The 21,057-nt window shown below is 71.5% G+C and carries 15 protein-coding genes; 13 read left to right on the top strand and 2 right to left on the bottom strand.

The genetic code is table 11. From position 1 onward, the window contains the following. The first annotated feature begins 121 nt into the window (after positions 1-121). The 5 genes from FB382_RS13730 (at position 122) to FB382_RS13710 (ending at position 11,511) form a co-directional block, all read left to right on the top strand. Positions 122-4,948, top strand: a complete 4,827-nt coding sequence (locus FB382_RS13730) for an NAD-glutamate dehydrogenase (RefSeq protein ID WP_182541524.1) — start codon at positions 122-124, stop codon at positions 4,946-4,948. A gap of 711 nt (positions 4,949-5,659) precedes the next feature. Continuing rightward, positions 5,660-7,423 carry an ABC transporter ATP-binding protein gene (locus FB382_RS13725; RefSeq protein WP_182539964.1) on the top strand — a complete coding sequence of 588 codons (1,764 nt, stop codon included), beginning with the start codon at positions 5,660-5,662 and terminating at the stop codon, positions 7,421-7,423. After that, complete coding sequence (locus tag FB382_RS13720; RefSeq protein ID WP_182539962.1) at positions 7,420-9,273, top strand: ABC transporter ATP-binding protein; 1,854 nt, start codon at positions 7,420-7,422, stop codon at positions 9,271-9,273. Before FB382_RS13725 ends, FB382_RS13720 begins: the two co-directional genes overlap by 4 nt. Before the next feature lie 16 nt (positions 9,274-9,289). Then, positions 9,290-10,690, top strand: a complete 1,401-nt coding sequence (locus FB382_RS13715; RefSeq protein ID WP_182539960.1) for an amidase — start codon at positions 9,290-9,292, stop codon at positions 10,688-10,690. Then, positions 10,687-11,511, top strand: a complete 825-nt coding sequence (locus tag FB382_RS13710) for an SDR family NAD(P)-dependent oxidoreductase (protein WP_260430885.1) — start codon at positions 10,687-10,689, stop codon at positions 11,509-11,511. Before FB382_RS13715 ends, FB382_RS13710 begins: the two co-directional genes overlap by 4 nt. On the opposite strand, the gene FB382_RS13705 is transcribed toward FB382_RS13710, so the two are convergent. Further along, positions 11,508-12,275: a VOC family protein gene (locus FB382_RS13705; protein ID WP_182539958.1), complete on the bottom strand. Its 768-nt coding sequence runs from the start codon at positions 12,273-12,275 to the stop codon at positions 11,508-11,510. The two genes, FB382_RS13710 and FB382_RS13705, sit on opposite strands and share 4 nt — an antisense overlap. Further along, on the bottom strand, positions 12,275-13,171 hold the full coding sequence (ku, locus tag FB382_RS13700) for a non-homologous end joining protein Ku (RefSeq protein ID WP_182539956.1): 897 nt from the start codon (positions 13,169-13,171) through the stop codon (positions 12,275-12,277). Before ku ends, FB382_RS13705 begins: the two co-directional genes overlap by 1 nt. A 31-nt stretch (positions 13,172-13,202) precedes the next feature. On the opposite strand from ku, the gene ligD (FB382_RS13695) reads away from it, so the two are divergent. The 8 genes from ligD (FB382_RS13695) to FB382_RS13660 all read left to right on the top strand — a co-directional run bounded on the left by ligD (FB382_RS13695) (position 13,203) and on the right by FB382_RS13660 (position 21,056). Then, positions 13,203-14,129, top strand: a complete 927-nt coding sequence (ligD, locus tag FB382_RS13695; protein ID WP_182539954.1) for a non-homologous end-joining DNA ligase — start codon at positions 13,203-13,205, stop codon at positions 14,127-14,129. Next, positions 14,126-14,833, top strand: a complete 708-nt coding sequence (locus tag FB382_RS13690; protein WP_182539952.1) for a L,D-transpeptidase family protein — start codon at positions 14,126-14,128, stop codon at positions 14,831-14,833. Before ligD (FB382_RS13695) ends, FB382_RS13690 begins: the two co-directional genes overlap by 4 nt. A 125-nt stretch (positions 14,834-14,958) precedes the next feature. Further along, the gene (locus tag FB382_RS13685; RefSeq protein ID WP_182539949.1) at positions 14,959-16,692 is read left to right on the top strand and encodes a lamin tail domain-containing protein; all 1,734 of its coding nucleotides are present in this window, start codon (positions 14,959-14,961) and stop codon (positions 16,690-16,692) included. Continuing rightward, positions 16,689-17,267, top strand: coding sequence for an SH3 domain-containing protein (locus FB382_RS13680; protein ID WP_182539948.1), 579 nt, complete (start codon positions 16,689-16,691; stop codon positions 17,265-17,267). Before FB382_RS13685 ends, FB382_RS13680 begins: the two co-directional genes overlap by 4 nt. 19 nt (positions 17,268-17,286) lie before the next feature. Continuing rightward, positions 17,287-18,201 (top strand): non-homologous end-joining DNA ligase, encoded by a 915-nt coding sequence (gene ligD / locus FB382_RS13675; protein ID WP_182539947.1) that lies wholly within the window; start codon positions 17,287-17,289, stop codon positions 18,199-18,201. A 359-nt stretch (positions 18,202-18,560) separates the two neighbouring features. Further along, positions 18,561-19,091, top strand: a complete 531-nt coding sequence (locus FB382_RS13670) for a S24/S26 family peptidase (protein WP_182539946.1) — start codon at positions 18,561-18,563, stop codon at positions 19,089-19,091. Between the two features lie 53 nt (positions 19,092-19,144). Continuing rightward, complete coding sequence (locus tag FB382_RS13665) at positions 19,145-19,846, top strand: response regulator transcription factor (RefSeq protein ID WP_246377186.1); 702 nt, start codon at positions 19,145-19,147, stop codon at positions 19,844-19,846. Continuing rightward, entirely contained in the window at positions 19,839-21,056 is a 1,218-nt protein-coding gene (locus FB382_RS13660) for a histidine kinase dimerization/phospho-acceptor domain-containing protein (protein ID WP_182539945.1), read from the top strand. Before FB382_RS13665 ends, FB382_RS13660 begins: the two co-directional genes overlap by 8 nt. Position 21,057 lies beyond the last annotated feature (1 nt).

The raw sequence follows: 21,057 nt of genomic DNA, 5'->3' as shown, positions 1-21,057 counted from the left end.
CCACCAGTCACAGGGGCCCCATGTTGTGGAGGTCACCCCGGAGTCCTAGGGTCGTGGTGTGTCAACGACGACGCTGGATTCCGAGAAGTCCGATCTCCTCGCCAAGGCCACCGACCTGGCCATGGCTCGCAAGGGCGCGGGAGGCCCTCCGCACGATGCGGTCGGGGCCCTGATCAAGGCCTACTACCGGCACGTGGCGCCCGAGGACCTCGTGGACCGCGCCGACGTCGACATCTACGGCGCCCTGGCCTCGCACTACAAGCTCGCGGCCAACCGGCCGCAGGGCACGGCCTCGGTCCGCGCGTTCACGCCGAGCCTGGCCGAGCACGGCTGGTCCGCGGGCGGGCACTCCGTCGTGGAGGTCGTCACCGACGACATGCCCTTCCTCGTGGACTCCCTGACCATGGAGCTCTCGCGCCAGCTGCGTGACGTGCACGTGGTCATCCACCCGCACTTCGACGTCGTCCGCGACATCACCGGCACCCTGCAGAGCGTCCACCCCGTCGCCGACGGCTCGCTGGAGCCCGAGGGGGGCGCGGTCCGCGAGTCGTGGATGCACGTCGAGATCCACCGGATCCGCGAGGGCGACCGCGCCGACGACCCGGCCGAGATCGAGGAGGCCGTGCAGCGGGTGCTGCGCGACGTCCGCGAGTCGGTCGAGGACTGGGACAAGATGCACGCCCAGGTCCTCGCGATCGTCGACGAGCTCGAGACGTCCCCGCCGCCGCTCGACGCCGACGAGATCCGCCAGGGCCGCGAGCTGCTGACCTGGCTGGCCGAGAACCACTTCACCTTCCTCGGCTACCGCGAGTACAAGCTCGAGCGCGACGGCGACGACGAGCTGCTCCGGGCCGTGCCCGGCACCGGCTTCGGCATCCTGCGCTCCGACCAGGACATGTCGGCCTCCTTCGGCAAGCTGCCCGCGATGGTCAAGGCCAAGGCCCGCGAGAAGACCCTGCTCGTGCTCGCCAAGGCCAACTCGCGGGCGACAGTCCACCGGCCGGCGTACCTCGACTACGTCGGGGTCAAGAAGTTCGAGAACGGCGAGGTCGTCGGCGAGCGCCGCTTCCTCGGGCTCTTCTCCAGCGCCGCCTACACCGAGTCGCTGATGCGCATCCCGCTGCTGCGCGAGAAGGCCACGGCCGTGCTCAAGCGCAGCGGCTACGACCCGCGCAGCCACGCCGGCAAGGCCCTCATGGACACCCTCGAGACCTACCCGCGCGACGAGCTGTTCCACACGCCCGTCGACGAGCTGGCGCCGATGGCCGAGGCCGCCATGCACGCCCGCGAGCGCCGCCAGGTCCGGATGTTCATCCGCCGCGACACCTACGGCCGCTACGTCTCGGTCCTCGTCTACCTCCCGCGGGACCGCTACAACACCAGCGTCCGCGAGCGCTTCTCCGAGATCCTCAAGGAGCGGTTGTCCGGCGAGTCGGTCGAGTTCAACGTCAGCGTCAACGAGTCGACGACCGCGCGCGTCCACTTCGTCGTGCACCCGCCCAAGGGCGTGCTGCTGCCCGAGGTCGACACCGCCGACCTCGAGCGCAGGCTGACCGATGCGTCCCGCTCGTGGCGCGACGACTTCATGACCGCCGTCATCGCCGAGTACGGCGAGGAGGTCGGCGCCCGGCTGGGGCGTCGCTACCTCGACTCGTTCCCGGAGGCCTACAAGGAGGACTACGCGCCGCGGACCGGCTCGGTCGACCTGGGCCGCCTCGAGGCGATCCGGGCCGAGGACGCCGACGGCGGCGGGATCGACCTGTCCCTCTACGAGCAGGTGGACGCGGGCCGCGGCGAGGCCCGGCTCAAGGTGTTCCGCCGGGGCCCGGCTCTGTCCCTCTCGCAGATCCTGCCGATGCTCTCCTCGATGGGCGTCGAGGTGGTCGACGAGCGTCCCTACGAGCTCGACGGCCTCGACCAGCCGACCTACATCTACGAGTTCGGGCTGCGCTACGGCCACGCGATGCCGGCCCACGCGCGCGAGCTGTTCCAGGACGCGCTGCGCGCCGTGTGGGACGGCTACAACGAGATCGACGGCTTCAACGCGCTCGTCCTCGGGGCCGGGCTGACCTGGCGCCAGGCGACGGTGCTGCGCGCCTACGCGAAGTACATGAAGCAGGGCAACTCGCCCTTCGCCCTCGACTACATCGAGGACGCGCTGCGCAACAACGTCGACATCACGCGGATGCTGGTGCAGCTCTTCGAGGCCCGGTTCACCCCGGGCGTCAACGGGCTGGCCGCCGACGCCGAGGCGCGGGTGGCCAAGGTGGCCGAGATCGAGGAGCGGATCGGCCGCGCCCTCGATGACGTCGCGAGCCTGGACCACGACCGGATCCTGCGGTCCTACCTGACCCACATCAAGGCGACGCTGCGCACCAACTTCTTCCAGCCGCCGGCCGACGGGGTCGGCGTCCGTCCCTACATGTCCTTCAAGCTCGAGCCGTCCGCGATCCCGGACCTGCCCGAGCCGCGCCCGCGCTACGAGATCTTCGTCTACAGCCCGCGCGTCGAGGGCGTGCACCTGCGCTTCGGCGCGGTCGCCCGCGGTGGCCTGCGCTGGTCCGACCGCCGCGACGACTTCCGCACCGAGGTGCTGGGCCTGGTCAAGGCGCAGATGGTCAAGAACACCGTGATCGTGCCGGTCGGCGCCAAGGGCGGGTTCTTCTGCAAGCAGCTGCCCGACCCGAGCGACCGGGACGCGTGGCTCGCCGAGGGCATCGCCTGCTACCAGACCTTCATCTCCGGCCTGCTCGACATCACCGACAACCTCGTCGACGGCGTCACGGTGCCGCCACGGTCCGTCGTACGCCACGACGGGGACGACTCCTACCTCGTCGTCGCCGCCGACAAGGGCACCGCGACGTTCTCCGACATCGCCAACGGCGTCTCGAACGACTACGGCTTCTGGCTGGGCGACGCCTTCGCCTCCGGCGGCTCCGTCGGCTACGACCACAAGGCCATGGGCATCACCGCCCGCGGCGCGTGGGTCTCGGTCCAGCGGCACTTCCGCGAGCGCGGGATCGACTGCCAGACCGAGGACTTCACCGCCGTCGGCATCGGCGACATGTCCGGTGACGTCTTCGGCAACGGGCTGCTGTGCTCGGAGCACACCCGCCTCGTCGCGGCCTTCGACCACCGCGACATCTTCCTGGACCCGACGCCCGACGCCGCGGCGTCGTACGCCGAGCGTCGCCGGCTCTTCGACCTCCCGCGCTCCTCGTGGCAGGACTACGACAAGGCGCTGATCTCCGAGGGCGGCGGCGTCTTCCCGCGGTCGCTGAAGTCGATCCCGATCGCCGCCTCGGTCCGCAAGGCGCTCGGCCTCGACGACGGCGTGACCGCGATGACGCCCGCCGAGCTGATGAAGGCGATCCTGCAGGCGCCGGTCGACCTGCTCTGGAACGGCGGCATCGGCACCTACGTCAAGGCCGCCGACGAGACCCACGGCGACGCCGGCGACAAGGCCAACGACGCCATCCGGATCAACGGCCGCGACCTGCGGGCCAAGTGCGTCGGCGAGGGTGGCAACCTCGGGTTCACCCAGCTGGGCCGGATCGAGTACGCCCAGCGCGGTGGCCGGATGAACACCGACTTCATCGACAACTCCGCCGGGGTGGACACCTCCGACCACGAGGTCAACATCAAGATCCTGCTCGACCGCGTGGTCAAGGACGGCGACCTCACCGAGAAGCAGCGCAACAAGCTGCTCGCCCAGATGACCGACGAGGTCGGCCACCTGGTGCTGCGCGACAACTACGAGCAGAACCTCGCGCTCGCCAACGCCGACGCGCACGCGCCGTCGCTGCTGCACGTGCACGAGGACTGGATGAAGCGGCTCGAGGGCGACGGCGTCCTCAACCGCGACCTCGAGGGGCTGCCCAGCTCGCGGCAGGTCAAGCGGCGCCTCGAGCGCGGTGACGGCCTCACCCTGCCCGAGCTCTCGGTGCTGCTCGCGTGGACCAAGATCGTGCTCGCCGAGGAGCTGCTGGCCTCCGACCTGCCCGACGACCCCTACCTCGACATCGACCTGCGGAACTACTTCCCGCAGGCCATGCGCGAGGGCTTCGAGAGCCAGATCGCCGACCACCCGCTGCGTCGCGAGATCATCGTGACCCAGGTCGTCAACGACCTGGTCAACGGCGCCGGCATGACCTACTGGCCGCGGCTGGCGGGGGAGACCGGCTCGACCGCGGCCGAGCTCACCCGGGCCAACTTCGTGGCGCGCGAGATCTTCGCGTCGCTGCCGCTGCGCGACGAGCTGAAGAGCTACGACAACGTGCTCTCGGCCGGCGTGCAGACCCACATGCGGGTCGAGATGCGCACCCTCGTCGAGCGGGCCTCGCGCTGGCTGGTCTCCAACCGGCGGCCGCCGCTGGACAGCCAGGGCCTCGTGGACTTCTTCGCCGCGGACGTCCAGCGGGTCATGGCCGAGCTGCCCGACCTGATGACCGGCCGCGAGCTGACGGCCTTCCACGAGCGCCGCGACGACCTGGTCGCCAAGGCGGTCCCCGAGGAGCTCGCCACGCGCGTCGCGGTCCTGCCGCCGGCGTACACGCTGATGGGCATCATCGACATCGCCCGGCGCGAGGGCTTCGACCCGATCGAGGTCACCCGCCTGCACTTCGCCCTCGGCGAGCGGCTCGGCCTGCCCGCGCTGGTCAACCGGATCCTGGCGCTCCCGCGCGAGGACCGCTGGCAGACGATGGCACGTGCGGCGCTGCGCGACGACCTGCACGGCGTGCACACGCAGCTGACCGCGCAGGTGCTGTCGGCGACCTCGCCGGACGACTCCGCCACCGCGCGGATCGCTGCGTGGGAGGACGCCGACACAGTCGTCGTCACCCGGGCCGCCTCCACGCTCGAGGAGATCTGCAAGGACGACTCCGCCGACCTGGCCCGGATGTCGGTGGGGCTGCGCGTCGTGCGCGGGTTGCTGGCGACCGGCTGAGCGAGAGGGCACTTCGTGCGGCTCTCCGGGGGGCGAGAGGGCACTTCGTGCGGCTCTCCGGGGGCCGAGAGGGCACTTCGTGCGGCTCTCCGCGGGCCGAGAGGGCACTTCGTGCGACTCGGGCGGTGGTGACTGTGGCGCCCGCGCGCGTGGCCGACCGTCTCCCGGCGTCAAGGACCCTCGCTTCGCTCGGTCCGCTGCGCGGCGGCTTCGCCGTCCTTGACTCCGGGACCCTGACGGTCGGCTGAGCGGCGCGCTTGTCGGCACGGCTTCGCCGCGCCGCCCGCATGCGCGGGCGCCCTGGAGTCGTGGGTGGAGCGGTGAGCTGTGAACCGTTTCCCTGTCCGGTTCGGTTCATGGCTCACCGCCGGGTCGACCGGGCGGTGGCTGGTGAACCGTTTCCAGGTCGGGTTTGGTTCATGGCTCACCGCTGGGGCCGTTCGGGGGTGCGCCTGGGGCGGGGCGGCGGACCGAGCGCAGCGAGGGCTGTCCGCCCCGACCGCCGCCTGCAGCCGATCGCGCGAGGCTCGGCGTCAAGGACGCCGAAGGCGCCGCGAAGCGGGCGAAGCTCCTTGACGGCGAGACGCGATCGGCTACGCGGCGCACCCGTCCTGCCCGCGACACCGCCGCCGTGCCCTCCATGACACGTAAGCACCGCAACGTCGAAAACCTGTTACGGATTGTCGGCGGCCCGTCATAGGGTTGATGACAATGTCAACCAATCCTCTCTCGGACCCGCCCGCCGGCGTGCACTCGCTCTGGCGGCTCCGGGGCTACCTGCGTCCCCATGCCGTCGCGCTCTCGATCATGGCCGCGGCCTCGGTCGCGGGGGTCGGGCTCACCATCGCCATCCCGCTGGTGACCAAGGCACTCATCGACGGTCCCATCACCGACCGCGAGATCGGGCCGGTGCTGCCGCTGGGCCTGCTCGCGCTGGCGCTCGGCATCGTCGAGGCGCTGCTGATCTGGATCCGGCGCTGGGTCCAGTCCAGCGCGGTGCTGGGGCTCGAGACCGCGATGCGGCACGACCTCTACGCGCGGCTCCAGGAGCTGCCGATGGAGTTCCACTCCCGGTGGCAGTCCGGGCAGCTGCTCTCGCGCGCGACCACCGACCTGTCGGCGATCCGGCGGTTCAGCGGCTTCGGGCTGCTGTTCCTGGTGATCAACATCCTCCAGGTCACGGTGGTGACCGGGGTGCTGCTCAACATGTACTGGCCGCTCGGGCTGGTGGTGGCCGCGACGTCCGCGCCGATCGTGTGGCTGAGCATGCGCTTCGAGAAGGCCTACGTCGTCATCTCGCGCCGCGTGCAGGACGAGCAGGGCGACCTCGCCACCCGCGCCGAGGAGGGCGCGGTCGGCATCCGCGTCATCAAGTCCTTCGGCCGCAGCGACCACGTCTCCCAGCAGTACGAGTCGGCCGCCCGCACGCTGCACGGCACGAGCATGGACAAGGTCCGGCTGGCTGCGAAGTTCTGGACCTTCCTCGAGGTGATCCCCAACTTCGCCGTCGTGGTGGTGCTGCTGCTCGGCGCGATCGGGGTCGGCAAGGGCTACCTCACGCCGGGTGAGCTGGTCGCCTTCATCACCCTGATGCTCAGCCTGGTCTGGCCGGTCTCCTCCCTCGGCGTCATCCTCGCGATGGCCCAGGAGGCGATGACCGCCGCCGCACGCATCCTCGAGATCTTCGACACCGAGCCGACGATCGTGTCCGGCACCGCCGTGGTGGTCCGGCCGCGGGGACACCTGCGGTTCGAACACGTCGACTTCGCCTTCCCCGACGCGCCCGACGAGCTGGTGCTGCGCGACGTCAACCTCGACCTGGCTCCCGGCGAGACCGTCGCGCTGGTGGGGGCGACCGGCTCCGGCAAGACCGTCCTGACGGCGTTGGTGCCGCGGCTGTACGACGTCACCGGCGGCCGGGTCACGATCGACGGGATCGACGTGCGCGACCTCCAGCTGCCGCACCTGCGCCAGCTGGTCGCGACCGCGTTCGAGGAGCCCACGCTGTTCTCGATGAGCGCCCGGGAGAACCTCACCCTCGGCCGTGCCGACGCCACCGAGGAGGAGATCGAGTCCGCCCTGGCCGTCAGCCAGGCCGGCTTCGTCCACGACCTGCCGTGGGGCCTGGACACCCGCATCGGCGAGCAGGGCATGGCCCTGTCCGGCGGCCAGCGCCAGCGGCTCGCCCTGGCCCGCGCCGTGCTCGCCCAGCCCCAGGTGCTCGTCCTCGACGACACCCTGTCGGCGCTCGACGTGCACACCGAGCGGCTCGTCGAGGAGGCTCTCGGCCGCGTCCTGGCCGACACGACCGGCCTGATCGTCGCCCACCGGGCGTCGACGGTGCTGCTCGCCGACCGCGTCGCGCTGCTCCAGGACGGCACGATCACCCACGTCGGGGACCACCGCGAGCTGCTGGACACCGTGCCGGCCTACCGCGAGCTGCTCTCCGCCGAGTCCGAGGCGGTGTCGGCATGACGCAGGTGCAGGACCAGCAGCAGGACCAGAAGCCCCAGGAGTGGCGCGGGGTGGCGGCCGACGACATCACCGAGGAGCTGACCCAGGAGACGACGGTCCGGCTCGCCGGCCGGTCGCGGCGGCTGCTGCGCGACATGCTCGCGCCCTACAAGCGCGCGATCCAGCTGCTCGTGGTCATCGTCGTGGTCGAGAACGCCGCGCGCCTCTCGATCCCCTACCTCGTCAAGGAGGGCATCGACACCGGCATCGGGCCGATCCGGGCGACCGGGGACACCGGGCCGCTGCTCGTCATCGTCGGCATCATGCTGGTGGCGACGCTGACCCAGGCGGTCGCCCGCAACCTCTTCCTCGTGCGGTCGGGCCAGATCGGCCAGGACATCCTCTTCGAGATCCGGCGGCGGGTGTTCCGCCAGTTCCAGGCGCTGAGCCCCGCCTTCCACGACAGCTACACCTCGGGCCGGGTGATCTCGCGGCAGACCTCCGACGTCGACGCGATCTACGAGATGCTCGAGACCGGGTTCGACGGCCTCGTCACGGCCGCGCTGACCCTGGTCGGCACCGCCGGGCTGCTCCTCTTCCTCGACGTCCGGCTCGGCCTGGTCGCGCTGGTGTGCGGCCCGTTCCTGGCCTGGCTGACCAACTGGTTCCGCAAGGAGTCCGCGCGCAGCTACCGCGTCACCCGCGAGAAGGTCGCGCTGGTGATCGTGCACTTCGTGGAGTCGATGGGCGGCATCCGCGCGGTGCAGGCCTTCCGTCGCGAGGGTCGCAACCAGGAGATCTTCGACGACGTCAACGACCAGTACCGCCTCGCCAACCTCGACGCCTTCCGGCTCGTCGCGTGGTTCATGCCGGGCATCAAGCTGATCGGCAACGTCACGATCGGCGTCGTGCTCCTCTACGGCGCCTTCCGGGCCTACCACGGCGAGGTCACCGTCGGCGTGCTCGCGGCGTTCCTGCTCTACCTGCGCCAGTTCTTCGAGCCGATGATGGAGATCTCGCAGTTCTACAACACCTTCCAGTCCGCCTCGGCCGCCCTGGAGAAGCTCTCCGGCGTGCTCGAGGAGGAGCCCGGGGTGCCCGAGCCCACGGACCCGGTCCCGCTCGAGGGGGCGCGCGGCGAGGTGCGCTTCGACCACGTGTCGTTCTCCTACGTCGACGACATCCCCGTCCTGCCCGACCTCGACCTGACGGTGCCCGCGGGACAGACGCTGGCCCTGGTCGGCACGACCGGCGCGGGCAAGACCACGCTGGCCAAGCTGGCGACCCGGTTCTACGACCCGGTCCGTGGCCGCGTGCTGCTGGACGGGATCGACGTACGCCACCTGGCCTCGGACACCCTGCGCGACGCGGTCGTGATGGTCACCCAGGAGAACTACCTCTTCTCCGGCACCGTGGCCGACAACATCCGCTTCGGCCGCCCCGACGCCACGATGGAGCAGGTGGAGGAGGCCGCGCGCGCGATCGGTGCCCACGACTTCATCGCCGCGCTCCCGCACGGCTACGACACCGACGTCGCCAACCGCGGCGGCCGGCTGTCCGCCGGCCAGCGCCAGCTCGTCGCCTTCGCGCGGGCGTTCCTCGCCGACCCGGCCGTCCTCATCCTCGACGAGGCCACCTCCTCGCTCGACGTGCCCTCCGAGCGGCTGGTTCAGCACGCGCTACGCACCGTCCTGGCCGGCCGGACCGCCGTGATCATCGCCCACCGGCTCTCCACCGTCGAGATCGCGGATCGGGTGCTCGTCATGGAGCACGGCCGGATCGTCGAGGACGGCACGCCGGCCGATCTCATCGCCGGCGGCGAGGGCCGCTTCTCGGACTTGCACCAGGCCTGGCTCGACTCGCTCGCGTGATCGCTACGCTGCCCGAGTGACCGACCTGTCCCGCACCAGCGCCGCCGAGACCGCCCGCCTCACCGCCTCCGGTGACCTGACCGCCCGGGTGGTGGTCGAGGAGGCGTTGGCCCGGATCACCGAACGCGACCCGGCGCTCAACGCGTTCTCGGTCGTGCTGGGTGAGCAGGCGCGCGCCGAGGCGACCGAGCGCGACGCGGCCGTGGCGGGCGGCGCGACGCCCGGCCCGCTGCACGGCGTACCGATCGCCATCAAGGAGGAGATCGACGTCGCCGGCACGGTGACGACGTTCGGAGGCGAGGCCAACACGACGCCGGCGTCCGCCGACGCCGAGCTCGTACGACGCCTCCGCGCCGCCGGTGCCGTGATCGTCGGCAAGACCACGATGCCGGAGTTCGGGGCGTTCCCCTACACCGAGTCCGCGTCGCGCGGCATCACCCGCAACCCGTGGGACCGCACCCGCACGCCCGGCGGCTCCAGCGGCGGCACGGCGGCTGCGGTCTCGGCCGGTCTGGTCCCGGTCGCGATCGGCGGCGACGGGGGCGGCTCGATCCGGATCCCCAGCGCCTGCTGCGGCCTGTTCGGCCTCAAGCCCCAGCGCGGCCGCGTCACCACCGCACCCCAGCCGCACCTGTGGTGGGCGCTCGGCACCGCCGGCCCGCTGACCCGCACGGTCCTCGACAGCGCGATCGTCTACGACGCCATCCGGGGCAACGTCCCGACCGACCTCTACCGGGCCGGGGGAGACGAGCCGTTCGTGGCGGCCGCGCAGCGCGGGCCCGGCCGGCTGCGGATCGGCTGGACGACCAAGCCCGTCACGCTCGGCGTGAAGCCCGACCCGCTCCACGTCCAGGCGGTCGCGGACATGGCGCGACTGCTGGCCGACGCGGGCCACGACGTCCGCGAGGTCGACCCGCGTTATCCCGACCCGACAGCCGCGTTCGTGCCGCAGTTCTTCGCCGGCATCCGCACCGAGGCCGACGCGGTGGAGCACTACGAGCGGCTCGAGCGCCGCACCCGCGAGACCTACCGGCTCGGCACGTGGGTCCGCCAGGGCGTCATCGACTGGGCGCTGAAGGAGACCGAGAAGGTCTCGGCCAAGGCCAACCGGGTCTTCGAGGACATCGACGTCCTGCTCACCCCGACGATCGCGCACCGCCCGCCGGTGGTCGGCCGCCTGGACGGCGTCGGCACGGTCCTGGCCTCGCTCCGTGCGATGCCCGCGATCGCCTACGCCGCGCTCTGGAACGTCGCCGGCAACCCGGCCGCGGCCGTCCCGTGCGGCACCGGCCCCGACGGCCTCCCGCTGAGCGTCCAGCTCGTCGGCCGCACGGACGACGAGGCCACCCTGTTCAGCCTGGCCGCCCAGATCGAGCAGGCCCGACCCTGGCCGCTCGTGGCCGGCGACGAGGCGTGACCCGCTACCGCCTCGCCGGCCGCCGACGGCCGGTGGAGCTGGCCGGCCGGACGGTCCTCGTGACCGGCGCGTCGTCGGGCATCGGTGCGGCGACGGCCCGCCGGGTCTCGGCCGCTGGCGCGACCACGATCCTGGTCGCCCGTCGTGCCGACCAGCTCGAGGCCGCGGCCGCCGGGCTCGAGCACGCGCACGTCCACCCGGCCGACCTCACCGACGCCGACGCGGTCGCCGACCTGGTCGCGCGGGTGACCGCCGACCACGGGGGCGTCGACTTCCTGGTCAACAACGCCGGCCGCTCGATCCGGCGCTCGCTCGCCCTCTCGACCGACCGCTTCCACGACGTGGAACGGACGATGGCGATCAACTTCTTCGCACCCGTGCGGCTCACCCTGGCGCTGCTCCCGGGGATGCGGGAGCGGGGCTTCGGCCACGTCGTCAACGTGCTCTCGTGGGGCGTCCAGCTGCGCGCGCCGAAGTTCTCGGCCTACCTCGCCTCCAAGTCCGCGCTCGACACGTGGTCCCGGGTCGCGGCCCGGGAGACGCTGGCCGACGGGGTCACCTTCACCAACATGCGTCTCGGCGCGGTCCGCACCCCGATGCTGGTGCCGACCGGCGGCGCCGAGGACCGCCGTCAGCTCGACGTCGACGAGGCAGCCGCCCTGGTCGAGCGGGCCCTCCGGGAGCGGCCGGTCACGGTCAACCACCCGCTCGGCACGCCCGGCGAGCTCCTCACGGTGCTCGCGCCGCGGCTGAGCGACGCCGGGATGAACCGGCTGCACCGGCGTACGCCGGACACCGCCGCGGCCCGCGGCACGCGTTAGTCCTTCGTCGGCCCCATCAGCAGGAACAGCACGCCGGCCGGGTCCTGCAGCATGCCCAGACGGCCGTACGGCGTGTCGTCGACCGGCTGGAGCAGCGTCGCGCCGAGCTCCACGGCCTGGGCGGTGGTCGCGTCGGTGTCCTCGACCTGGATGTAGAACTGCCAGCGCGAGGGCTGGTCGCCCAGGAACGTCGTCCCGTCCATGATCCCGGCCCGGGCGTTCTCGTCCTGGCCCAGCGTGGTGTAGCGGAACTCCGGCACGTCGCTCATCGTGTGGGTGTCCCACCCGAACACGTCGCGGTAGAACGGCACGACCGCGTCGTACTGCTTGCTCAGCGTCTCGAACCACGCCGGTGCGCCGACCTCGTTGCGGGTGATGAAGCCGGGGAACGTGCCGGGCTGCCAGCCGCCGATCAGGGCGCCGGCCGGGTCCAGGAGCACCACCATGTGGCCGAGGTCGCCCACCGGCATCGGCTCGGCCACGACGGTGCCGCCGGCCGCGCGCGCCTTGTCGGCGGTCGAAGAGACGTCGTCGCTGGCGAGGTAGACCGACCAGGCGCTCGGGCTGCCGGCGCTGCCGTCGTTGGCCATCAGGCCCGCGATCGGCTGGTCGCCGCGCAGGAACATGCGGTAGCCGCCGAACTCCTCCTGGGCCGGAGTCGCGGTCCAGCCGAAGAGGGCGCCGTAGAAGTCTGCTGCGGCGTCGGAGTCGGGCGTGAACAGCTCGATCCAGCAGGGCTCTCCGGGGACGACGGTGTGCTCCATCAGCTGGCCTTCTTCTTGGCGGCGGTCTTCTTGGCGGCGGTCTTCTTGGCGGCGGTCTTCTTGGTCGTGGACTTCTTCGCGGCCGGCTTCGAGTCGTCGTCGGATGTTTCGTCGGTCGCCTCGCCCCGCGCGGTCTTGGCGGCCTCGACGGAGCGCTGCAGCGCGGCGAGCAGGTCGACCACCTCGCCGGAGGACTTCGTCGACGTCGGGGTCTTCTTGACCTCGCCGCCCTCGATCTTGGCCTTCACCAGCGATTCGACGGCCTCGGCGTAGTCGTCCTCGAACTCGCTGGGGTCGAAGTCGCCGGCCAGCGTCTCGACCAGCATGTTGGCCATCGCGACCTCGGCGTCCTTGACCTCTCCGATGTCGATGCTGAAGTCGGGCTGCCGGATCTCGTCGGGCCACATCATGGTCTGGAGCACGATCACGTCCTCGCGGACGCGGAGCACCGCCACGGTCGTGCGCTGGCGCAGCGCCACGGTCACCACGGCCATCCGATCGGCGTCGAGGAGCGCCTGGCGGAGCAGGGCGTAGGGCTTGGCGCCGGTCTTCTCGGGCTCGAGGTAGTAGGACTTCTCGAAGAGCATCGGGTCGATCTGGTCGCTCGGCACGAACTTCTCGACGGCGATCTCGCGCGACGACGTCGACGGCAGCTCGGCCATGTCGTCGTCGGTGAGGATGACCATCTCGCCGTCCTCGGTCTCGTAGCCCTTGGCGATGTCGGCGTAGGCCACCTCCTCGCCGTCGATGGAGCAGATGCGCTGGTACTTGATGCGGCCGCCGTCCTTGGCGTGGACCTGCCGGAACGACACGTCGTGCGACTCGGTCGCGGAGTACAGCTTCACGGGAACACTCACCAGCCCGAAGCTGACGGCGCCCTTCCAGATCGCTCGCATGCCGAACAGTTTGTCACGGCAGGATGGCCCCATGCGCCCCATGCTCGCCACTCGCGGTGTCCACGTCCCCACGGGGGAGAGCTGGACGCACGAGGTGAAGTGGGACGGCATGCGCATCCTCGCCGACGCGTCCCCGCGCGGGGTCCGCCTCACCTCGCGCAACGAGAACGACGTGACCGTCACCTTCCCCGAGCTGCACGGCCTGGCCGGCCGCGACCTCCTGCTCGACGGCGAGGTCGTCGCCTTCGACGAGGGCCGGCCGAGCTTCGGCGCGCTCGCCGACCGGATGCACGTGAAGAGCCCGACGCGGGCGGCCAAGCTGGTCCAACGCCGTCCGGTGACCTATCTCGTCTTCGACCTGGTCCGTCTCGACGGCCGCGACCTGTCCCGCGAGCCGTTGTCGGTCCGTCGCGAGGCCCTGCTGGGCCTGGGCCTCGCCGACGTGCACTGGCAGGTGCCCGGCACGTACGACGACGGCGACATGCTCTTCGAGGCCACTCGCGAGCAGGGTCTCGAGGGCATCGTCAGCAAGCGGCTCGCCTCCCGCTACGAGTTCGGTCAGCGCAGCCCGCACTGGCTGAAGTTCCCGCACCGGCGGCGCGCGTCGTACGTCGTGGGCGGCTGGCGGCCGGAGACCGACTCGGCCCACCGTCTCGGCGCGCTGCTGGTGGGGGAGCCGACGAGCCAGGGGCTGGTCTACCGTGGCCGGGTCGGCAGCGGCATCGCCGGCGCGAAGGGTCCGGTCCTGCGGGAGCTGCTCGAGCCGCTCGCCCGCGCCGACTCGCCCTTCGTCGACGAGGTGCCGCGGCTGGACGCCCTCGGGACCCGGTGGGTCGAGCCGGTGCTGGTCGTCGACGTGGAGGCCCTCGGCCTCTCGTCGCAGCAGCGGCTGCGGCAGCCCTCCTTCCGCGGGCTCCGGGCCGATCTGACGCCCGAGGACCTCGCGGAGGACGCATGACCCGGATCGGCCTGCTGGCCACCACGCTGCTGCTCACCCTGCTCCCGATCCTGACGGCGGCACCGCCGGCGGACGCGGCCACCCGGACCCGACGCCTCGACGGCGTCGAGGTGTCCCTGAGGCCCGGCACCCGCCAGGTCGTCACGGTCAACCGGACGAGGGGCTACCACGCCCGGGTCACCTACTGGGTCAAGAACAGGGACGGCTGGCAGGTGCGGATGCGCGCCACCGACGGCCGGATCGGGTACGGCGGGCTGGTGCCCGGCCGCGAGCGCCGGCAGGGCACCGGCACCACGCCGCTCGGCACCTACCGGCTCCCGTGGGCGTTCGGACGACACGCGGCCAAGGACGTCTGGAAGATCGACTACCGGCGGATCCACCGGGGCGACTTCTGGGTGCAGGACAACGCCTCGGACTTCTACAACCGCTACCGCAACCAGGAGCAGGGCGGCTTCCGCTGGCGGCTCCCGGCCAGCGACGCGAACTCCTCCGAGCGGCTCACGGACTACCCCCGGCAGTACGAGTGGTCGATCGTCACCAGCTTCAACCACCGCCAGGTCCGGCACCGTGGCGCCGGGATCTTCCTGCACGTCAACGGCTCCGGCGCGACCGGCGGCTGCGTGAGCGCGCCCCGCCCCTTCATCCGGAGGCTGATGGCCCGGCTCGACCCGGCCCGGGTCCCGGTCATCGCGATCGGCCGCTGACCCACGCGCGTCACACGAAGTTCACGAATTCGCACCGCCCAACCCCTGTACGACGACCCCCTGCATGCGCCACGATCTGGCTCGCCGGTGTACCCCCGCGCCGCGCCATCTCTCGGGAGATCCCCATGCCTCGTGCACAGCGCGTGTCGATCACGCTTGCCCTGAGCCTCGCTCTGGGCTTCCTCGCCCTCCTCGTGCCCACCTCCACCGCGGACGCGGCCGTGCCCAACGCGGCCGCCTGCTCGACCTCGGGCACGTGGACGCCGGGCCAGCTCAACATCTACTGGTTCGACGTCGACCAGGGCGACAGCCAGCTCCTCGTCGGCCCGACCGGGAAGACGATGCTCATCGACCTGGGCGAGAACGCCTACAACACCAAGGGCGTCAACACGAACGCCACCGCGGTGGCCACCCAGATCCGCGGGATCTGCGGCACCGGCGCCAACCCGGTGCACCTCGACTACGTGATGGCCAGCCACCACCACCTCGACCACATCGGCTACGCCGGCAACCCCGGTGACACGCAGGCCTACAGCAACGGGCTCTACCAGCTGCTGACGCCGACGAGCATCGGCGGCCTCGGCTTCACCGTCGGCAGCCTGATCGACCACGACGGCGGCACCTGGACCGATGCGAACTCCAACGGGAAGTGCGACACCGGCACCTCGACGGCCCCCGAGCCGGAGGTGGCCTGGCACAACGTCGGCACCACGAGCATGACCGGCCAGCGCTTCATCTGCTGGCTCTACGGACCCGCCGGCCAGGCCGACCGGGCCAACATCGAGGGCAAGGTCGTCACCCTGACCAACACCGGCACCTGGCCGGGCATCGACCTCGGCGGCGCCACCGGCACCATCGAGGAGGCCAACGCCAAGGGCGTGATGCAGGCCGACGGCACCACGCCGGTCAGCGGCAACCACTCCACCGACGCCAACCCGCCGAGCGAGAACGACTACTCGATCGGCGTGAAGTTCACCTACGGCGCCTACAACTACGCGACCGCCGGCGACAGCGACGGCGAGTACTCCTCGTCGGTCAACGGCTACACCTACAACGACGTCGAGTCGCAGCTCTTGACCAAGATGGGCAAGGTCGAGACCCTCCGCGCCAACCACCACGGCTCGGCGCACTCCTCGTCGGCCAACTACGTCAACGCGCTGGACCCGCAGATGACCGTGATCTCGTGCGGCACCAACTCGTTCGGCCACCCGGGCAACCGCACCCTCAACACCTACCGGGCGATCGCGGCCGACATCTACATGATGAACAACCCCTGCGACACCACGGACACGACCGGCGCGGCCATCGACTACTCGGGCACGTTCAACCACGGCGGCACCATCCACCTGGTCACGACGGGCACCAACGGCTCGGGCTACACCGTCACCTACGACACCGGTACCCGCAGCTACGTCACCGGCGCGGGCACCGGCACCAACGGCGACCCGACCCAGGTCAAGGTCAACGAGTTCCTCATGGCCCCCTCGGGCACGGGCACCGAGTGGGTCGAGCTCTACAACCCGCTCACCGCGCCCGTGGACGTCAGCGGCTTCTACATCGACGACGTCGCCGGTGGCGGCGGGGCGCCCAAGCAGATCCCGGCCGGCACCGTCATCCCCGCGGGTGGCCGCTACGTCATGGACATCGCGTCCGGCTTCCTCAACAACACCGGGGCGGAGACCGTGCGATTCCTCTCCGGGACGGGGGCCAGCGAGGTCACCTACGACTCCTGGTCCTACAACCTCGGCAGCACCCAGTCCGACAAGGTGTTCCACCGCCAGGGAGACGGGGGAGCGTGGTGCGGCACGATCTCCACCAACCTGAGCAAGGGGACCGCCAACCCCACGACGTGCCCGTGAGGCTCGTCCGCATCGGTGCGCCGCTCGGCGCGGCCGCGCTGCTCGTCGCCGTGGGCCTGCACGGCCTCGGCGGCAGCAGCGCGGCCCCCGCGTCGATGGGCACCCCGTCGGTGGTGGAGAAGCCCCGGCTGGTGATGGTCTCCGGGCGCGACGACCACGGCATGGTGGCCGAGGAGAAGGTGCCGTTGTACGACGGCCCGGACGCCGCCCACCAGGTCGACGCGGTCTACGACGGCACGCTGGCCGAGGTGCTCTCGATCGACGGCCAGATGCTCCAGGTCCGCACCGTCGAGGGCCGTCCGGCCATCGGCTGGGTCGACGACTTCTTCCTGCGGGGCGAGGTCCGGCTGGTCGGGAAGGCTCCGTCGTGCGCGTCCAGCATCGACGGCCGGTCCCGTGAGGGCGGCACCATCGTCGTGGTGCGCCAGTTGCGTCAGGGGCGGGTCTTCGTCGAGTCGGTGACCCCGCCGGTGACGAGCGGCTGGGCGTCGCGCGACGACGTCCAGGAGCTGCCGCCGCAGGGCCCGCAGTGCGGCGACATCCCGCTGGACGACAAGCACGCCCACCACCACTGATCCGATTAGGTTGTGGCCCATGGCCGGCCAGGAGCTCCTCGTCGACGTCGAGGGCCGCACGCTCAGGATCAGCAACCTCGACAAGGTGCTCTACCCGCGCACCGGCACGACCAAGGGCGAGGTGCTCAACTACTACGCCCAGGTCGCACCCACCCTGCTGCCGCACCTCAAGGACCGCGCGGTGACCCGGATCCGGTGGCCGCACGGCGTGCAGGGCGACAGCTTCTTCGAGAAGAACGCACCCGCCGGCACGCCGAGCTGGGTGCGCACGGCGCGGGTCCCCACGACGGGGTCCCGCGCCGCGCGCTCGGTCGAGGCCGGAGGCGGCGACACGCTCGTCTTCCCGATCGTCGACGACCTCGCGACGCTCACGTGGCTGGTCAACCTCGCCGCCCTCGAGCTGCACGTGCACCAGTGGACGGTGGGCCGCAACGGCCGGCCGCGCAACGCCGACCGGCTGGTCATCGACCTCGACCCGGGCGAGCCGGCCGGGCTGCACGAGTGCTGCGGCGTGGCCCTGCTGGTCCGCGACAAGCTGGCCGAGCGCGACCTCGTCGCCAAGCCGGTCACCAGCGGCAGCAAGGGCTTGCACCTGTACGCCGACCTCCCGGGCCGGATGCCGTCGGACGACTCGACCGCCCTGGCGAAGGAGGTCGCCGAGGAGCTCCAGGCCGCGCACCCGAAGCTGGTCACGGCGACCATGACCAAGGCCAAGCGCGGCGGCAAGGTGTTCCTCGACTGGTCGCAGAACGCCGGCTCGAAGACCACGATCTCGCCGTACTCCCTGCGCGGCCGGGAGCGCCCCTACGTCGCCACGCCGGTCACCTGGGACGAGGTCGCGGAGGGGGCCGAGGACCCGCTCGGGCTGGAGCAGTTCCGCTTCGACGAGGTGCTCGAGCGGATCGCCGACCACGGCGACCTGTTCGCCTCGTGAGGCACCACCGTGGGCACCGCCGGTTGTTACCGAACGGTGGATCGCCTGTGGATCGGCCGTTGCCCGGCCGGTTCTACCTTGGGGGTGGAACGACGGTCTTTTCCTAAGGCTCGAGCCCCGGTCGCCGATGTCGACGACCACGGCTCGACGGGGGACACGGCGGTCGCGGACCTGGGGGGAACGCGGTCACCGGAAGTGATACATGGGGGGACACGGTCGGTACGGAGGCACCCGGGGAGGGAGTGCCTCCGCACCGGTCCGGACGGGAGAGGCCCGCTCGGCGACCGGGGGGACGCTGGGCGGGCAGCCCGTTGCGAGGCCCGTCCACACTCATCTCTCGGGAATGACAAGAGGCTCGAATGGAGATCGTCACCGCCCCCTACCAGCCGGCCCCCTCGCTCCGCAGCCGCCTGCTGGTGGGCTTCGCCGTGTTCGCTCCCGTCACCGTGCTCGCGCTGCTGCCCATCGGCCTGGGGCTGGAGCGCTACGTCGTGCGCACCGACGACATGGCCCCGGGGATCCCGCGCGGTGCCGTCGTGCTCGAGCGCGCCGTGCCGGTCGGCGACCTGCGGGTGGGCGACGTGGTCACCTACGTCCCGCCCGCCTCGTCCGGGGTCGAGGGCAACGTGACCCACCGGATCGTCTCCGCGCACGGCAGACACCTGCTCACCCAGGGCGACGCCAACCCGCAGATCGACCCGTGGCCGGTGCCCACGAGCGGCACGACCGTGTCGCGGGTCGTGTGGTCGGTGCCGGAGGTCGGCTTCCTCTACCTTGCGCTCGTGCGACCCGGAGCCTGGGGCGGCGTGGCCCTGGTGCTGCTCGCCGCGCTGGCCTTCGGCCTGGCGTGGTCGAGCGGGCGTCACCGGTCACGGCGCGATCCACCGTGACCGGCGTCGGGATTGCCGATGTTCGGGGGCACATGCCCTCTATGCTCCTCACCATGGCGCAGCGAGTTCTGGTGGTCGAGGACGAGGAGGACATCGCGTTCCCCCTTGTCCGCACGCTGGAGCGTGAGGGGTACGACGTGACCTGGGTCGACAACGGGCAGAAGGCCCTCGACTCGCTCACCTCGAATCCTGTCGAGGTCGTGATCCTCGACCTCGGACTCCCGGACTTCGACGGGCTCGAGGTCTGTCGGCGGGCCCGGGACGCCGGCTACGGCGGGGCGATCATGATCGTCACCGCGCGTGCCGGCGAGCTCGACCGCGTGGTCGGTCTCGACTACGGGGCCGACGACTACCTGGCCAAGCCGTTCGGGCTGGCCGAGCTGCAGGCGCGCGTGCGCGCCCTGCTGCGCCGCACCACCTCGGCCAACGGATCCGCCGCCGCCGACCAGGCGCACGGCGAGGGCCTGCGCATCGACGTGGCGGCCCGGCGCGTCTACGCCGGCGAGGACGAGGTCCCCTTGACGGGCAAGGAGTTCGAGGTCCTGAACATCCTCGCCGCCAACCGGGACAAGGTCGTGTCGCGCGGTCGGCTGATGGCCGACGTGTGGGACGAGAACTGGTACGGCTCGACCAAGACGCTCGACGTCACCATCGGTCGGTTGCGCCAGAAGCTCGAGAGCGTCGGTGTGACGGAGCGCGTGGTGGCTGTTCGAGGCGTGGGGTTCCGCCTCGAAGGCGGCCCCTCCGATGCGTAACCGCCTCACCCTTGCCTTCATCGTCCTCTCCGTCTGCCTCCTGCTCGGTGCGGGCATCCTGCGCTCGTTCATCCTGCGCGACCTGATCCGGGAGCAGGAGAGCGCGCACGTGCACGAGGAGTCGGTGCTGATCGCCGACATCGTCGACCGCCGGCAGGCCGAGGGCGGGAAGGTCGACGAGACGTTCCTCCGCGGTCTGGTCGGCGCCGACGACCGCCTCGTCTACTCCCCGCACGGCGCGCCGGCCGTCGAGGTGCACGGCTCGACGTACGACGACAGCAACGACCCGGCCAAGGACATCGCCTCGTCCTCCGAGGTCGCCGGCGGCGACGTCACGGTGAGCCAGTCGCCCGAGGTCATCAAGGACATCCTCTACCGCGACATCAGCTCGGTCCTGGCGCTGTTCCTGCTGATCGGTGCCGTCGCGGGGCTGTGCGGGTTCTTCTTCTCCCGCTGGCTGTCGGCGCCGTTCCGCCAGCTCGCCACGGCCGCGGCGGCGCTCGGCCGGGGCCGCTTCGACCTCGACCTGCCCGAGACGAAGATCCCCGAGGCGCGTGCGATCGCGCTCGCCCTCGGCACCAGCGCGACCCAGCTCGAGGACCGGCTCCGGCGCGAGCGCGACTTCGCCGAGCACACCTCCCACGTGCTGCGCACGCCGCTCACCGGGCTGCGGCTGGAGATGGAGGAGCTCGCCCTGCGCGAGGACGTCCCGGCCGACGTGCGGCAGACCGCCGTCCGCTCCATGAAGACCGTGGACGGGATGAACCAGGTGGCCGGTGACCTTGTCGAGCTGGCCCGGTCCGGCAGCCTCGTCGCCGGCGCCGAGCTGCCGCTCGTCGACCTCGCCACGCAGCTCGCCCAGCGCTGGGCCGACCGGCTCGCCGCGCGCGACCGTGCGTTGACGGCCTCCGCCGAGGGCGACCTCGAGCTCACCTACACGCCCGGGCCGGTCGAGCACGTCCTCGACCTCGTCCTCGCCGAGGTGGTCCGGCGCGGCACCGGCGCGGTCCGGATCATCTTCTCCGGCCAGGAGGGCGGTCACCTGCGAGTGCGCGTCGCCAGCGAGGGCGTCGTGCCCCGGCCGAGGAACGGTGAGTCGGAGCAGTTGAGCCGGCTCGACGAGGCCCGCACCGTCGTCGCGGCGCTCGGCGGCCGGATCTCCGGCGACGACCCCGCCCAGGGCCTCGAGGTCCTGCTGCCCCGCAGGTGAG

Source organism: Nocardioides ginsengisegetis (genome assembly GCF_014138045.1).
GTDB lineage: Bacteria > Actinomycetota > Actinomycetes > Propionibacteriales > Nocardioidaceae > Nocardioides > Nocardioides ginsengisegetis.
The sequence above is the reverse complement of the archived record's forward strand: the minus strand, read 5'-3'. Positions and strand labels throughout refer to the sequence as shown.

What these genes read in the sequence shown, in the direction of transcription:
- FB382_RS13725 (WP_182539964.1), top strand. Translation starts at nt 5,660, where the DNA reads ATGTCAACCAATCCTCTCTCGGACCCGCCCGCCGGCGTGCACTCGCTC.
- ku (WP_182539956.1), bottom strand. Translation starts at nt 13,171, where the DNA reads ATGCGAGCGATCTGGAAGGGCGCCGTCAGCTTCGGGCTGGTGAGTGTT.
- FB382_RS13660 (WP_182539945.1), top strand. Translation starts at nt 19,839, where the DNA reads ATGCGTAACCGCCTCACCCTTGCCTTCATCGTCCTCTCCGTCTGCCTC.
- FB382_RS13685 (WP_182539949.1), top strand. Translation starts at nt 14,959, where the DNA reads ATGCCTCGTGCACAGCGCGTGTCGATCACGCTTGCCCTGAGCCTCGCT.
- ligD (WP_182539954.1), top strand. Translation starts at nt 13,203, where the DNA reads ATGCGCCCCATGCTCGCCACTCGCGGTGTCCACGTCCCCACGGGGGAG.
- FB382_RS13720 (WP_182539962.1), top strand. Translation starts at nt 7,420, where the DNA reads ATGACGCAGGTGCAGGACCAGCAGCAGGACCAGAAGCCCCAGGAGTGG.
- FB382_RS13670 (WP_182539946.1), top strand. Translation starts at nt 18,561, where the DNA reads ATGGAGATCGTCACCGCCCCCTACCAGCCGGCCCCCTCGCTCCGCAGC.
- ligD (WP_182539947.1), top strand. Translation starts at nt 17,287, where the DNA reads ATGGCCGGCCAGGAGCTCCTCGTCGACGTCGAGGGCCGCACGCTCAGG.
- FB382_RS13730 (WP_182541524.1), top strand. Translation starts at nt 122, where the DNA reads ATGGCTCGCAAGGGCGCGGGAGGCCCTCCGCACGATGCGGTCGGGGCC.
- FB382_RS13690 (WP_182539952.1), top strand. Translation starts at nt 14,126, where the DNA reads ATGACCCGGATCGGCCTGCTGGCCACCACGCTGCTGCTCACCCTGCTC.
- FB382_RS13665 (WP_246377186.1), top strand. Translation starts at nt 19,145, where the DNA reads ATGGCGCAGCGAGTTCTGGTGGTCGAGGACGAGGAGGACATCGCGTTC.
- FB382_RS13705 (WP_182539958.1), bottom strand. Translation starts at nt 12,275, where the DNA reads ATGGAGCACACCGTCGTCCCCGGAGAGCCCTGCTGGATCGAGCTGTTC.